8 protein-coding genes are annotated in these 15017 nt (G+C 31.6%); 1 reads left to right on the forward strand and 7 read right to left on the reverse strand.

The window, feature by feature from the left end:
* The 3 genes from ACKTTR_RS02395 to ACKTTR_RS02405 form a co-directional block, all read right to left on the reverse strand.
* Entirely contained in the window at positions 1 to 3639 is a 3639-nt protein-coding gene (locus tag ACKTTR_RS02395; protein ID WP_408026355.1) for a ShlB/FhaC/HecB family hemolysin secretion/activation protein, read from the reverse strand.
* A gap of 66 nt (positions 3640 to 3705) precedes the next feature.
* Complete coding sequence (locus tag ACKTTR_RS02400; RefSeq protein ID WP_408026356.1) at positions 3706 to 4290, reverse strand: nucleotidyltransferase family protein; 585 nt, start codon at positions 4288 to 4290, stop codon at positions 3706 to 3708.
* Between the two features lie 4 nt (positions 4291 to 4294).
* Positions 4295 to 5314, reverse strand: coding sequence for an XdhC family protein (locus ACKTTR_RS02405; RefSeq protein ID WP_408026357.1), 1020 nt, complete (start codon positions 5312 to 5314; stop codon positions 4295 to 4297).
* A 97-nt stretch (positions 5315 to 5411) separates the two neighbouring features.
* Here ACKTTR_RS02405 and ACKTTR_RS02410 point away from each other — a divergent pair, with 97 nt between their 5' ends.
* Positions 5412 to 6641: a Pycsar system effector family protein gene (locus ACKTTR_RS02410; RefSeq protein WP_408026358.1), complete on the forward strand. Its 1230-nt coding sequence runs from the start codon at positions 5412 to 5414 to the stop codon at positions 6639 to 6641.
* A 6-nt stretch (positions 6642 to 6647) separates the two neighbouring features.
* On the opposite strand, the gene ACKTTR_RS02415 is transcribed toward ACKTTR_RS02410, so the two are convergent.
* The 4 genes from ACKTTR_RS02415 to der all read right to left on the reverse strand — a co-directional run bounded on the left by ACKTTR_RS02415 (position 6648) and on the right by der (position 14971).
* Positions 6648 to 9032, reverse strand: coding sequence for a GAF domain-containing protein (locus ACKTTR_RS02415; protein ID WP_408026359.1), 2385 nt, complete (start codon positions 9030 to 9032; stop codon positions 6648 to 6650).
* A 199-nt stretch (positions 9033 to 9231) separates the two neighbouring features.
* On the reverse strand, positions 9232 to 10632 hold the full coding sequence (locus ACKTTR_RS02420) for a hypothetical protein (RefSeq protein ID WP_408026360.1): 1401 nt from the start codon (positions 10630 to 10632) through the stop codon (positions 9232 to 9234).
* A gap of 181 nt (positions 10633 to 10813) precedes the next feature.
* Entirely contained in the window at positions 10814 to 13585 is a 2772-nt protein-coding gene (locus ACKTTR_RS02425) for an outer membrane beta-barrel protein (RefSeq protein WP_408026361.1), read from the reverse strand.
* Between the two features lie 78 nt (positions 13586 to 13663).
* Complete coding sequence (gene der, locus ACKTTR_RS02430; protein ID WP_408026362.1) at positions 13664 to 14971, reverse strand: ribosome biogenesis GTPase Der; 1308 nt, start codon at positions 14969 to 14971, stop codon at positions 13664 to 13666.
* Between the last annotated feature and the right edge of the window lie 46 nt (positions 14972 to 15017).

Consider the following 15017-nt stretch of genomic DNA (forward strand, 5'->3'; position numbering starts at 1 on the left):
TTAAAAAGAAAAACCAATACTAAAAGCTACTCTGTCCTCTTGTGAATTTCCTTTAAAGTATGAAATATTTGCAGTGAATAAGTCAATTCCGCTTAGCCAAAAAGAACCACCATAACTAGTGTGCCATTTCTTTGAATTTGGAGAGTACGGAGACCATACACGACCGTAATCAAAACCACCAGTAACACCAACTTTTATAGGGATAATTCCTGTACGAATGCGTCCAAAACGTAAACGTAAATCGTTACTATGATAAAAACTTTCGGTTCCAGAAAAACGTTCTCTATTAAATCCACGTAAACTACGTTCACCACCTAAAGTAGCTGCTTGGTAAACTTCAAAACGATTTCCTACATTAATTTGAGTTCCAACTTCAGAAGCAAAAACTAATGAACGGTTGAATACTAGGTTTTGATACATAGCCAAAGAACTTTTAATGTAACCAAAACGTCTGTCGAAATCGTCTAAGTTGGCTTTAGCCCCAACAGCTAAATCAAAGTTCATACCTTTGGAAGGAAAACTACTATTATCTACTCGGTTGTGATTAAAGTTTAATTCACCTCCCCAAAAATAATTAGTGTCAAAAATAGCAGTAGGTTGATTGTCAAAATTATTGATAAATCGATTTGGAGTATCTTCCACTTCAATAGCTTCAACAATTCCTGAAATTTTAAAGATACTTCCTCCACGTAATCGTTTTAATAACGAAGGAGAAAAACTAATTTCTTCTTTTCTAACACGGTAATAATCTAAATCAAAACTTTGATCATAAATACTTTCGTTACCCCACCCAAAGAAATTAAAGGAATAATTATCGCTAGTAGCTTTAGCACGCAAATGTAAGCTCCAATTGCCAATTAGCTCAGTAAATTCACCATTGTACTCTAAATCGTATCCTCCAGTAGCAGAGTAATAGTTTGCCGCTAAAATATGTTGACTTGCAAAAGGACGTTTTTTGAATCCTTGTTGCGTGTAGGTTACCGAAGCACCAAAAAAGAAGCCATCATCTGGGTTGCTACCTAAGCTAGGAAAAACAATAGTTGTATTGTTGTTAATGTCGTGCGCGTCATAGGTATTTTTAAAATAACTATCAGAACGTAAATCTGCAGTTTCAGAACTTGGATTTATCGTATTTTTCTTTGATTTAAAATCATAGATTTTAGTTTTCTTTCCCCAACCTGCAACGGATGAATTATCGGTATACACATCGTGATTTTGACCACCTATAATTCGTAGTAAAATTCCATCGTGCACATCACCAGAAATTAAAAACTCATCATCTCCATTTAAACCATAAATTTGTATTTCTTTAGTTTCTTTTGTTTTAAAAATACGGTTATAAATCTCATTTTCTTTTCTAAAAACAGTAACGCTAGTTTCCTCATCATTTAAACGTTTAATAATGAATTTATCGTCTTTATCTGTACCAACTACATGTACAACTTTGTTTAGTTTGGTATAATAACGTTTTACAATTTCTTTTAATTTATCTCTTCGAGCTTTTATTTTAGCAATGGTCTCTTTTCCATCAATATCATAAATAACTTTTGGTAATTGTTGAATTGATTTTTCAATTACTTCATCGGTTAAATGTTGTTGAATATATTCAGCTTGTTTATTCCAATCATCAAGTGTTAATTGATTTAAAAAGGCAGCATCAAAGAAACGAGCGTAATTGTTATACCACTTCATGTTTTTGATGTCATTATCAAAAGTTTGCATGTTCTTTACTAAGGGAGCAAATTGCTGAAATAGTGGAATCATAACTCCATCAAACTTAGAAAACGGTTGATCTCTATCTCTAGGAATAGGACGATAATACTTTTTACCATCTTCAGTTTTAAAAGTAGCCCAACGCCATTGGTCTTCATGCCTATCCCAATCACCAATTACCATATCAAACAAACGCGAACGAACCACCCATTCTTGATCAATAGAGTGTTTTCCGTTTTTTCTAATTTTTTCTAACACATCAAATGTGCTAATAATATCATCTGAATTTCCAAAGTTGTCTAATTCACTTCGGTCGCCAGCAGGTCGTTCTTCTAATAGGTATAATTGCCCTCCAAAAATATCATTATGCTTCCCTAAAGCAGGTTGTTTAGGCATGTAATATAGTTTTGGGTTGGTGTGGTAAATGTTTACAGCTTCTGCCATATCAGGAAGTACAAAAGCTGCGTATGGGTGCGACATGGTAAAAATATCTTGAACTACATCAACCAAAAAAGTACCTTTTAAAATACCACCCATAATACGACTCCCGTCTTTAACCATTGAGCGTAATACATACTGTTTTCCTTCAGGGTTTTCCAATCGTAACGAATTTGTTTGATTACCACCACCTCTTCTGATAGGAGTTAAACCTCCATAGACATTTTCTAATTCTAGTACAGGAACTTTAACTGTTTTTCCGTACTTGTCTCTGTTTAAATCTCCCCACATAAATTTATGAAAACCACTAAGGCTTGTAGCTTCTGGAGGGTAAATTGAGGTTTCTACAAATTTCTTATGCTCTTCGTATTCAGGAAAGTTTGAATAGGTTTTTGTTTGTCTTGGTTTTATAATTTCTTTGCTAAACAGAAGTTTGTGACCGTCTTTGGTGTTGGCGGCATAATACTCAATAATAGCTGAACCATCTTTGTAGTAGTTCAATTTAGCATACCCGTGATTACCGTAGGTAAATTGTGCTCCATAACCAATTAAAGCAGCTGATTGTTTTGAGCCCGAACCGCTAATTACTTGTTTGAATCCGTCTTGTTCTATGTATTGTAAGTTGTGATCGTGACCAGAAACGAATACAACATTATCTGTGAAATCATCAGATACTGCTTGTATTTGATTAATAAAATCACTGTAGTTTTTATTGAAAATATCAGTTTGAATTCCTGCATGAGAGCGTAGTGCATTTTTCAACGTACCTAAAATTGGTGTAGGCTTCATGTGGTCTTTTACAGAGAAGCTTCCTCCATGTGGTCCGTTACTGTACAATGGGTGATGTACAGCAACTACTACATTTTTATATCTATTTTTCTTAAATAAACTAGAGAGCTCTTGAATGAAACGTTCACGTGTTTTAATATCACAATTATCATTCATTTTAGGCTCTTTATCCCAATCCATAATAAACCAACGACTATCAATAAGAATTAACGTTAATTCGTCATTAATTTTTACTTTGTCTAATCCACAACCTCCTTCAGGCAGAAAAGAGTCTTTACCTAACGCTTTTTCAACCATTTTTTCTTGACGTTTTAAACCATCAACACCATTATACCAATCATGATTTCCAGGAATGAAAATTGTTTTTCCTTTAAAGTCCTGCAAAGCATCAATTTGTGTTTGTAAGCGATGTTCAGCTAAGGCTCTATCTTTATGTTTTTTACTTGGTATTCCGTATGGATATATATTGTCTCCTAAAAATAGGGTAGTAGCATTTTTAGTAGCTTTGGCCAACTCTTTTTGAAAGTAGGTTAGTGTAGGGGTAGTTTGCCCCATTTCGGCATTACCGGCATCTCCAATTAAATAAAAAGAATGCATTAATTCTTTATCTGTTTGAATTGTTTTTGGAGAGGCTTTATCTGCGTACTTAGCTTTATAGGATGCACAAGCACTAACTATGGTAATTATAGCTAGATACATGCAAAACTTGGTTAAGTTCATGTTTAGTTTTTTGGTTGTGTAAAAATAAGGCTTTTTAAGCTAAAACTATTGCTTTAGTAAATGCTGATAATCTTCAGGAGTATCAATATCTAGTAAGTTTTGAGAGGAGTTTACTTTAATAACATTGTTGTTGTGTTGTAGCAGAAAATTCTTAGCTCCTTTATCTCCTTTTAGGTTTAATAAATCATTAAAATATTTCTTCGGAAAAAGAGCAGGAACTCCAACACTACCTTGGTAACTAGAAGCAATTATGTTAGAAGGATTGTTTTTTGAAGTTTCAATTATAGAGTTCAAATATTCAGAGGTAACATGAGGCTGATCTGCTAACATTATTAAAGTATTGTCAAAGCAGTGCTTTTGTAAAAGATTAATTCCTTCTACAATGCTAGTACTTAATCCGTCTTTATAATTAGGGTTGTAAATGACTTCAATAGTTTTTGTTGTAAGTTGCTTTTCAATCTCATCTTTATTAGCTCCCAATACACAAAACACATCTTTTACTGTCGATTTTAGAGCTTGTTCAATAGCCCATTCTAGTAACGTAGTATTTTTGTAAGGAAGTAATTGTTTTATCTTTCCCATTCGGGAAGCACTGCCTGCAGCCAATATAAGAATCGCAGTTTTTTGCATTGTATTAATTGTGGATTCGTCCAGTAATCTTTTTTAGAGAAAATACTTCCTTGTTACGAATTACCGATAATATTTCTGCTAAGATTGATAAAGCAATTTCTTCTGGGGTTTCTGCTCCAATATTTAATCCAGAAGGAGTGTGAATTTTATCCAAAAATTCATCAGAAACATTTGGAGAAAATTCAAATAGCTCATTGAATAACTTTTCTCGTCTTTTGGCTGCTCCTAAAATACCAATGTAAACAGGATTCTGTTCTTGTAGCTTAATCAACCAACGTAAATCGTATGTAAAATTATGATTCATAATAACAACAGCAGTGTTGTTATTTACTTGAGAAAGTTGAATTACTTCTGGAGTTTGTGCAACTACCGATTTAGCTCCAGGAAAATCAGATAGTTCTTTTGGATCCTTAATGGAAGTAACAACATCAACTTCCCAGCCTAACTGAGTGGCTTGAGTGCAAAGTTTTACTGCGTCGTGTTCTCCGCCAATAATAAGTAAACGAAATAAAGGTTGTAAAGTTTGTTTGAAGCTAGTTAAATGGTCTGTTTTTTCAGGATAAAACTCTTTATTAAAAGAATAGGTTTGTTGATTGTTAAACTTAATTACAGAGCCAAAATTACCATAAGATTCATCTTCTTTTTGAAAATAAGATGTGATGTTATACGATTTTCTTTGAATATTGTTTTCTGAGAAAGCACGAATAAATTCAGTTGAAAGGTAAAAAGGTTCTAAAAGAACATATAATATTCCCTCGCAACCTAAACGATAACGACCGTCATAGGTTATTACTTTAGGTTTGTTGTTTTCAAAAACCGATTGTGCTCTACGTTGTACTTCTTTTTCAACACAGCCTCCGCTAATGGCTCCAATTATTTTTCCGTCTGAAGATAGTAACATTCTAACTCCTGGTTTTCTGTAAGAAGAGCCGTCTAAATCTACAACTGTTGCTAATACATTTTGTATACCTTGTTGTTGATTTATAGTAGCTTGTTGTATTATTTCTTTAAGTTCGTGTGTCATTTTGTGTAAAAAAACTCTTTTAAAAATACGCTTTTTTATCACTTTATTAAAAATTAATACTGGTTAATAATTTATTATTTTAGCAAAAACCTTTTTCATGAATAGTTTGATACAAGAAACAGAGCAGTTTGTAATTGATTTGCTAAGTGAGAAATTAGATAAAAACTTTGTATATCACAATATAGCTCACACTCAACGAGTGGTTGAAAAATCACTTGAGTTAATTGAAGGAGAAAATTTTTCAGAAGAACAGCAACAAGTTTTAACACTAGCAGCATGGTTTCATGATGTTGGATATACGGTTAACCCTGAAAATCATGAAGAGGAAAGTATAAAAATAGCAACAGACTTTTTACAAGGTAAAGAAGCATCAAATAGTGTTATAGACGAAGTTTCTAAGTTGATAACTTCAACGAAAATGGGAACTAAACCTGTAACTGAATTAGAAAAAGTTTTGAGAGATGCTGATTGTTCTCATGTTGGAAGTAAAAACTACAGTGATTTTAATGAGTTACTGCGAAAGGAAAGAGAGTTGGTATGTGATAAAAAAATAAAAACGGTTGAATGGGATGATTCTAATCTTGAATTTTTAACAAAGCACCGTTTTTACACTAGTAAAGCTTCTAAACTTTGGGAGAAGCAAAAGAGTAAAAACATAGCTCAGCTTTTAAAAAGGAAACAAAAGCAGACACAAGAAGAAGCTAAGTTGAAGCAGAAAAAAGAGGAGTTAGCGTATAAAAAAAATAAGATTGAGTTACCAGAGCGAGGTATTGAAACTATGTTTCGTGTGGCACTTCGTAATCATATTACGTTAAGTGATATTGCCGATACAAAGGCAAATATTTTACTATCTGTAAATGCAATTATTATTTCGATGACATTATCGACGTTAATCCCAAAATTAGATAATCCGTCAAATCATTATTTAATAACACCTACCATAGTTTTTGTGTTTTTCACAGTAATATCAATAGTATTGTCAGTTTTAGCAACAAGACCCAATGTTACAGAAGGAAAATTTACTAAAGAAGATGTAGCTAACAAAAAAGTAAACCTTTTATTCTTTGGAAACTTTCATCAAATGAAGTTGCCAGATTTTGATTGGGCTATGAGCGAAATGATGAAAGACCGTGATTATTTGTACGGTTCTCTTACCAAAGATTTATATTTCTTAGGATTGGTTTTAAATAGAAAATATAAGATATTACGAATTACTTATACCGTTTTTATGATTGGTATTTTAGTAAGTGTAATATCGTTTGCAATTGCATTTTATATGCAAGAACAAGCCTCGAAAGTAGGAGAGGTAGTTTCAGTGTTATTGTAATAATTATTATTTGAACTCTTGAATTAGTTCATCGATAGTCATTGTTTTTTGAGTATCATAATTTTTATTGTAGATAACTTCTACACGTAATGCTTTTAACCCAGAAACACCTTGTAAATCCTCTATATCTAATTTTTCTACACTACCCAAGAGTTTTTTAGATTGCAAGTATTTGATGTATTTGTAATATTCTTCTGCATCTTTTTCTTGGGAGTATACAATTGCTATTTTACCAGGAACAGTTAGTCGTTCTTCTGTTCCTTTTATATGAGCTTTGTCAATACGTTTTTTTATTATTTCGTATCTAATATTATAGGCACCATCAACGTCAAATTGCTTTTCATCCATTCTAAATTTTATAGCCAATGGATTACTGTGGACTAAAATTAGAGAAGCTACTCTAAGTTTGTGTTCCATTTTTTCAGTAGCTTTTAAGGCTATGTTTTCCATTTCACACATTACTTGTAATTGCCATAATCTAAGGTTGTACAAGTATAGGTCGTCATATTTTTTTTCTTTAGTTAATGACTGCCCTATATACATGTTATACTCAACACCATCGGTTTTATAACGTTCGAAATAATGAGGGAACATTTGTTGTGCTTCTGCTTGTCTAGCGTCAATAAAAGAAGCCAACTTATCATTTAGTAAAGTAACACTGTCTTCATAGGCTTTTCGCTTTTCGTATACTACTTGTAAGTTAGGATCTAAACGATTAATATAAGATTCTACCAAGGAGCTTAAATCGTTATTAACCATTTTTATATGATTAAATACAGGGTAGATTTCGCGTTTCAAAAAGTCTAAAATGGCTATTTCATCACCAGCTTTCAATCCTTTTTTTACTTCAGATAAATATTCTTCAACCCTAAATCGTAATTCTTTATAAATAGGAAGACTTTCAATTTTACAAGCTTCTAATAAGACAGAAATAGCCAAAGAAAGTTGAGTAGTTAAATCTTCTTTAATAGCCTTATTTCTAGCAATAGATGAACCCTTAATGTCAGATTGACCATATAAAGGGTGTACGTCTGGAAAAATAATATCTTCAATTTTAACTTTTTCCTTTGCTTCATATGATTCTCTATGGAATCTTTCAGCAGCCTCATAAAAACGCCATTTTACAGTTGGGTGAATTGAGGTATAGTTTTCCTGAATTGTAGCTTCAAGTATGTTTTGATGTTCTTCTGAGAAACGATCAACTGCTATTTTAAACAGCGGAATTAAGTCTTGTAGTTTGTTTTGATTGATAGAGTTTAGTTCAAAAGGTCTTGGTGAAGCAAACTCAATAATTGCTAAGCTATTATTGGTTGAAGCTTGTATTGGAACTAAAATAATACTACCAATATTTTTGTTTTTTAAACGTTCGTAAAAATTCTTGTTTTCGGTTTGTTTACCGTATTTTTCTACATCAGAAATAGCAAGAGTTTCGTTGTTTATAAAAAGTTTTTCTAAAATATAATTACAAAAAATACAATCACAAGAAACATCTTTCTCATAGTTTAAAACAAGGCTTTCTTCTTTATTTATATGTGAAGAAGAAAAGTTGTTAGAATCGGTTTCGAAAATGGAAAACCCTAGGGATAAGTCATTTATGCCAAAAAATCTACGGAATATTCCTTGTAATGTACTAACTAAGTCATCATCTTTTTTTATAAGACTGGTTCTTATTTCTGAAATAATTTCATCGGTTGTAACATCAAATAGATTCATTATTCCAAACCCCTTAAAGATATAGGATTCAGGAGGGAATTTTTCTTTCCAAATGTCAATATCATCAAAGTTATCAAGTAAAAACTTAATATCTTCTTCAGTTATTTTCGGAGCATTTTCGGTTGGATAAATCTCCATGAAGTCAGCATTAAAAGCTGCACGATATTTTTTTACTGTGTTGGTTGTTTTATCAGGAATATCAAAATAAAAGGGACGTTTTATGTCGATAGAGTAGTTATAGACATCAGTTAATATGATACTACAAGCATATTTATACATTAAATCATTTTCAAAATGACGAACTTTTAATTCGTAGTCATCTCCAGCATTTTGTAAAATTTTTTCAAACCGATTTGTGAACTTAAAAGAAGTAAAAGTAAATGGAATACTAACTGCTTTAATTTCATTCTCTAATAATAACTCAGGAAATAAAGGTTCTAGCAACAACTCAATAGTATCCTTATGTTTTTCTAATATAGATTCATCAGAAAAACCATCTATTAACTCAGGAGCTTTTTTTGCTTCTCTAACTATATTTTTAGAAGACTCATGATATGGATGTCTCTCATGCTCTTTAGCTGCATACTTTTGAAATAAAGCAACAATTTTTTCAAAACTTATTTTAAGTTTAAAAGGGAGCTCTATATTTTGAATGTCTTTTGTTCGTCTTATGTTCATAGAATGAAAAAATGAGTCTATACAAATTTACAAAATTGTAAGCATGTAGTCGTCTTTATTACCATTCCCTTTCAAAAAACAGTAGCTTTTAAAGTCACTGTTTTTTAATTTTTAACAATCGTTTCCATAAAAAATGTTTAAAATAGAAACGATTGAGTGTACTACTAATTGTTACGGTTGTTTGCGTGTTTAGTTAAACCTAAAAACGAGAGGAAGAGCATTTTTTGTTTAAAATATCTTCTGAGCTAGGATTATACGCATTGTTGTAAATAAAGTTGTTTTCATCAAATTCTTTGTGGGTAATTTCGGTTAGTAACTTTTTTAATCCACAGAAGTTATCGAGTTTACTATTGTTTGAAATATTAATAACTCCACGTTCAAAGGTGTAATTAGAAATAGCTTCCAAGGTTGTAATTTCAGGATTATTTTGAATATAAAGCTTCTTTCCTGTTAAGCTGTTATCATAAACTACGTTTTGAATACCATCAAGAGAAATTAACTTGATGTTGTTTTTTATTTCTATTAAATAGCTCACAGATTTTAAGTTTGATAAATCAGAAATGTTATTTAATGAAGCATTGTTTATAATTTTAATAGCACCTGTACTTGTTAATTTAGACAAGCCTTTTAAACTATGAAGTTGACCATTATTTTCAATAGTAAAATATAGTTCACAAGATGTTAAGTTTTGTAAACCTTCCATAGTTTTTAAGGAAGTATTATTTTTAATTACAATAGTGTTTATATCTTTTATTTGTTCTAGCCCATGTAAATTTTCTAAAGCGTCATTTCCCGTAATGTTTATTTTATGTGCAAAACTTAAGTTCTGTAACGTATTTAAATTGGTTATTGCAGGGTTTAAGCCAATTGATAATTCTTGTTGAATAGTTTTTAAGTTATGAAGCCCGTTTAAACTTTGTAATAAATTATTACCTAAAATACGAAGAGAACTTACACTAGTAACATTAGGTACAGCTTCAATATTTGTTAACTCATCATTGTTAATAATAACAAGTCTTGCATCAGGAGAAGCTAATGTTGTATTTTCCAAACCGTTTAAGTTTTCAAGTGTGGTGTTTACAACAAACAAATCACCATTTATTTGATTAAGGTCGGTAAAACTAAAAAGGGTTGTTATGTTGGAAGTTTCTCCATTTATAATTAAGTTTCCATTAATAATATTGTATCCTTTTGAGGTAAAACTGTCAATATCTTCTTGACTTTTTAACTCTACATTACCTTCAAATTGTTTTTTATCAGTAAAAAACTTGTATTCAGTAGAAGTAATAGTTTTGTTATTTATGTCTTTGGCGATTACTTTACCTTGGTATTCAGTTAAGCCTTTAAGTTCTTCAAACTCGAAAGTGTTCCCGTCAATATGTTCAGCGATTAATTCATCGCCTAAGTAAAGGTCGTAATAGGTGGTTTTGTTTTGTAAATTACCAGTATTAGTCCATTCTATTTTGCTGTTTAACGGATTAGTTGAACTAATTTTTACAGTTAGTTGCGTAGAAAGAGGTAGTTGATTGTCTTCTGACTTAGAGCAAGATATGAAGAATAGAATTATTGCTGTTAATTTGTATAAATTGTATTTGGGCATTGTATAGCTAATTTTTTAATTTAAATAAGTATGTATTGGGATAAATTAACAAAAAAAGGGAACGATATAAATGGGGTGAAAAGTTAAATTATATGTTAAATATAATGCTTAGGTATGGGGTTAAAAAATAAAAACTCTTACCAGTTTTTGATAAGAGTTTTATGTTTTTTTGAAGGGAGATTTAAAAATGAAAATCGTAATTTTTTATTTTCCCTTTTTTACCTAAGCTATTAAATTTCCAACTAAACCCTAGCATAAAATATTGTTGTAATACGGTGCTTTCAGAATCTTCTATATAGTTTGAAGTGGCTCTACGTTGTGCGTTGGTGTTTTGATTCAATAAATCATAAGCTTTTAAGCTAATAGTACCTTGATCTTTTAAGATAGAGTAGGCAAGAGTAGCATTCCAAAACCAAGCTGATTTATTAAACCCAATTACGTTAGGATTGTATGTATAGCGAATATCATTTCTCCATTCTAATTTTTTAGGAACAGTAGTTTTGGTTCTTATATTAACAGAATGTCTAGTGAAATTTTGATTTTGATTAGTGTTTATATCGTACTTGGTATTTGAAAAGGAAATATTATAGTTTCCTTCAATAGAAGCGACCTTATTCCAATCTAAAGTAGCTCTAAAAACAGGACTTATTGAAGTTGTTTTAGCTCCTTCCTTGATGTCATTTAAAATATTGAAATTTTTACTAGCTCTAACATTTGTACCAGCTCTAAGTTGAAGGCTTACAATAGAATCTAATTTTATTTTTTTACTGTAGCTACCACCTCCCCAAAAATCATAACCACCATCTGTATTTTCATAGGTAGTGTTTCTTACTAAATCATCATCAATAGAAGTATTAGTTATTACTTGATTCTGATAAAGAGTACCACTTAAATAAAACCAAAAACCAGTACGGGCTTGCCAGTTAAATTTGTTAAAGTTGATATATGCTCTGTGATTTTGAGTAGGTTTTAGGTTTGGATTACCAGTAATAATATTAGAAGGGTTGGTTACATCAGAAAAAGGTTGTATTTGATTAATGTTAGGAGCATTGTTATTTAAACGATAATCAAAGTAAATAGAAGCTTTAGAGTCAAATCTATATCTGAAACTAGCATCTAAATCTAAATTATTATATTCTTTTTTTAAGTTCAATTCAGGACGTAATTTATCATTGTTTTCTAAGGTTCTGTTAACAAAACCAGTTCCAAAATTTAAACGCCATTTTTTAGTTCTGTATACCAATTCTACAGAGGGAGTTTTAGTAATATCGTTGTATATAAAGTCAGAACTTAATCCAGTATTAAAATCACTGTACTGCTGCGTAGTAGAGTTAAAATCGAAGGTGTTTTCTTTGTTTTCTCGTTCATCACGTTGATAACGATACTTAGTATCTAAAAAGAATTTTTTGGCAATAAGAGGAAAACGATAGGTTAGGCGTGTGGTAAGTCCCATTAAGTTGTTTTCAATAGTGCTTTTTTGGTCTCTATTTTCTGTACTAGGGTTACTTCCAAAAGTTTCAATTGTAGACTTGTTAATTTCTTCGGTATCTGCTTTGTCGATACGATTACTTATTGAGGCTTTAATAAACGAACCTTTTGCTCCTAGTTTTTTTGTAATATCTAATCTGTTTTGAAAATTGTTTGCTTCCGATTTAGAGTAAGCAGAGCTCACGTAGCTATTAGTAAGTGTGTTGTCTTTATCTAAAGATTCTTCTTGTCTGCGACTACTTCCTTCTCTTTTGTTAAATACAAAAGTGGGCTTAATGTTGATTAAGAATGTAGAATCTATTTCAATGTCAAAATCAGTGTCAAAACTATGATTGTGGTTTTCATCATCAGAAATAGTAGTTGAGTTAGAAAAGTACTTCCTGTCTGGAAGCGTATATTCTCTATTGCTTTTTGATTCATTGTTAGAAGTACTTCCAGAGTAAAAGTAGTTGGTATTTACGTCTAAACCTTTACCAAATTCGTCAGCATAGGTTGCACCAGCGGTTTTTGACTTTATAATACCGCTACCACCACCAAAACGCCTTCCGTTAACGCTAAAGCCGCCGTCTCCGCCAAACCAAATATTACTACCTCCAAACATTTTTTGAATTTCTCCAAAGCTAAATCCTGGAGAATTGATATTGTTTGTACTGGCTAATACGCTAAATCGTTGGTTGTTATCAAAACGGTTTACCATGGCGGCTCCTTCAAAACGTTTGTCAGTTCCAGCGCCACCAGATACTCTACCAAACCAACCTTTATTATTTTCTTTTTTTATGGTAAGGTTAATGGTTTTGTTATTTGCATCTCCTTTTTCACCAGTAAAAGCTTCTGATTTAGATTTAGTATCTGTTATTTGAACTTTTTCAATAATGTCTTTTGTTAGGTTTTTAGTAGTAATGCTTGGGTCGTTTCCAAAGAAAGGTTTACCGTTAACCAAAATCTTATTAACTTCTTTCCCGTTTACAGTAATTTTTCCATCTTCATCTACTTCAACACCGGGAAGTTTTTTTAAAAGATCTTCAACATTAGCATCTTTTTTAGTTTTAAAAGACTTTACATTAAACTCTAAAGTGTCCTTTTTAACAGTAATTGGAGCTCGTGATTGTATAACTACTTCACTAAGTATGTTACTTTCTTCTTTTAAATATATTGTTCCTAAATTAAGGTTAGAGGTTTTATCTAGCTGTATTGATTTTGAGTAACTGTCCATTCCAACATAAGAAATAAAGAGTTTTACATCTTTACTAAAAGACTTTCCTTCTAAAGAAAACTTTCCTTTATCGTTAGAAATAGTATAAGTAACAATAGAACTGTCTCTAGCTTTTTCTAAATGAACTGTTGCTGCCTCAATAGCAGTTTTGTCTTTTTCAGAATTAATTGTACCAGTAATTTTAAACGGATAGGATTGAGCAAAAATTGAACTGGTAAGTAATAGGGTAAAAATAAAAAGTAGTTTTTTCATTGTTTATAGCAAAATGATTTTCAAAGAGCTACAAATAAAAAGAAAAAACTACTTTCTAAGAGTTAAATATTGTTAAACTTATTTCTGCCTGAAATAAATACTAATAGGTACTCCATTAAAGTTATAATGTTCGCGTAACTGATTTTCGATATAACGCTTGTAAGGGTCTCTAATATACTGAGGTAAATTAGCAAAGAAAGCAAACTGAGGTGTATGCGTTGGTAACTGCATACAGTACTTTATTTTTATGAATTTACCTTTTGTGGCTGGAGGCGGGTTATGCTCCATAATTTCTAACATCGTTTCGTTTAACTTACTTGTTTGAATACGACGTTTTCTGTTTTCAAAAACTTCAACAGCAGTTTCAATAGCTTTAAAAATACGTTGTTTGGTTAATGCAGAAATAAAGATAATTGGTACATCTGTAAAAGGAGCAATTGCCTGACGAACTTTAGCCTCAAAATCACGCATAGTGTTGGTTTCTTTTTCCACCAAATCCCATTTGTTTACTAAAATGACAACTCCTTTCCTGTTTTTCTCGGCCAACCAAAATATTTTTTCATCTTGCCCTTCAAATCCACGAGTTGCATCAATAACTAATACTGCAACATCACAATGCTCAACTGCACGTACAGCACGCATTACTGAATAGAATTCTAAATCTTCTTTTACTTTCGATTTTTTTCTAATTCCAGCTGTATCAACTAAATTGAATTCGAATCCAAAACGATTGTATTTTGTATCGATTGAATCTCGTGTGGTTCCTGCAATGTTGGTTACGATATTTCTATCTTCACCAATTAAAGCATTGATAAATGATGATTTACCTGCATTTGGACGTCCAACTACAGCAAAACGAGGTAACTCATCTTGTTTTTCTTCGTCTTCTTCAGGCTCAGGAATTTCTCCCGCAATAGCGTCTAATAACTCTCCTGTTCCGCTTCCATTAATAGAAGAAATAGTGTAGTAATCTCCTAAACCAAGGTTGTAAAACTCAACAGCATCAGCATCACGCATTGCATTGTCAACTTTATTTACAGCCATAAACAGTGGTTTTTCAACCTGACGTAAAATTTTGGCAACCTCAGCATCCATAGGTGTAATACCTTGTTCAACATCAACTACAAAAACAATAATATCAGCTTCATCAATAGCTAACTGAACTTGTTTACGTATTTCTCCTTCAAAAATATCATCAGATCCAACTATATAACCACCAGTATCAATTACAGAAAACTCTTTTCCGTTCCATTCAGATTTTCCGTAGTGACGATCTCTTGTAACTCCGCTAACAGAATCAACAATAGCTTCACGACGTTTTACTAATCGGTTAAATAAAGTGGATTTACCTACATTTGGTCTTCCTACAATCGCAATAATACTCATTTTGCAAAAAATTTGTGCAAAGATACAATTTAGTATACGATTTGTA

The sequence above is a fragment of the Tenacibaculum litoreum genome, from assembly GCF_964513915.1.
In the GTDB taxonomy this organism is placed as follows: Bacteria; Bacteroidota; Bacteroidia; order Flavobacteriales; family Flavobacteriaceae; genus Polaribacter; species Polaribacter litoreum.

Coding starts and splice junctions, on each gene's coding strand:
- ACKTTR_RS02395 (WP_408026355.1), bottom strand. CDS start 3,639: ATGTATCTAGCTATAATTACCATAGTTAGTGCTTGTGCATCCTATAAA.
- ACKTTR_RS02400 (WP_408026356.1), bottom strand. CDS start 4,290: ATGCAAAAAACTGCGATTCTTATATTGGCTGCAGGCAGTGCTTCCCGA.
- ACKTTR_RS02405 (WP_408026357.1), bottom strand. CDS start 5,314: ATGACACACGAACTTAAAGAAATAATACAACAAGCTACTATAAATCAA.
- ACKTTR_RS02410 (WP_408026358.1), top strand. CDS start 5,412: ATGAATAGTTTGATACAAGAAACAGAGCAGTTTGTAATTGATTTGCTA.
- ACKTTR_RS02415 (WP_408026359.1), bottom strand. CDS start 9,032: ATGAACATAAGACGAACAAAAGACATTCAAAATATAGAGCTCCCTTTT.
- ACKTTR_RS02420 (WP_408026360.1), bottom strand. CDS start 10,632: ATGCCCAAATACAATTTATACAAATTAACAGCAATAATTCTATTCTTC.
- ACKTTR_RS02425 (WP_408026361.1), bottom strand. CDS start 13,585: ATGAAAAAACTACTTTTTATTTTTACCCTATTACTTACCAGTTCAATT.
- der (WP_408026362.1), bottom strand. CDS start 14,971: ATGAGTATTATTGCGATTGTAGGAAGACCAAATGTAGGTAAATCCACT.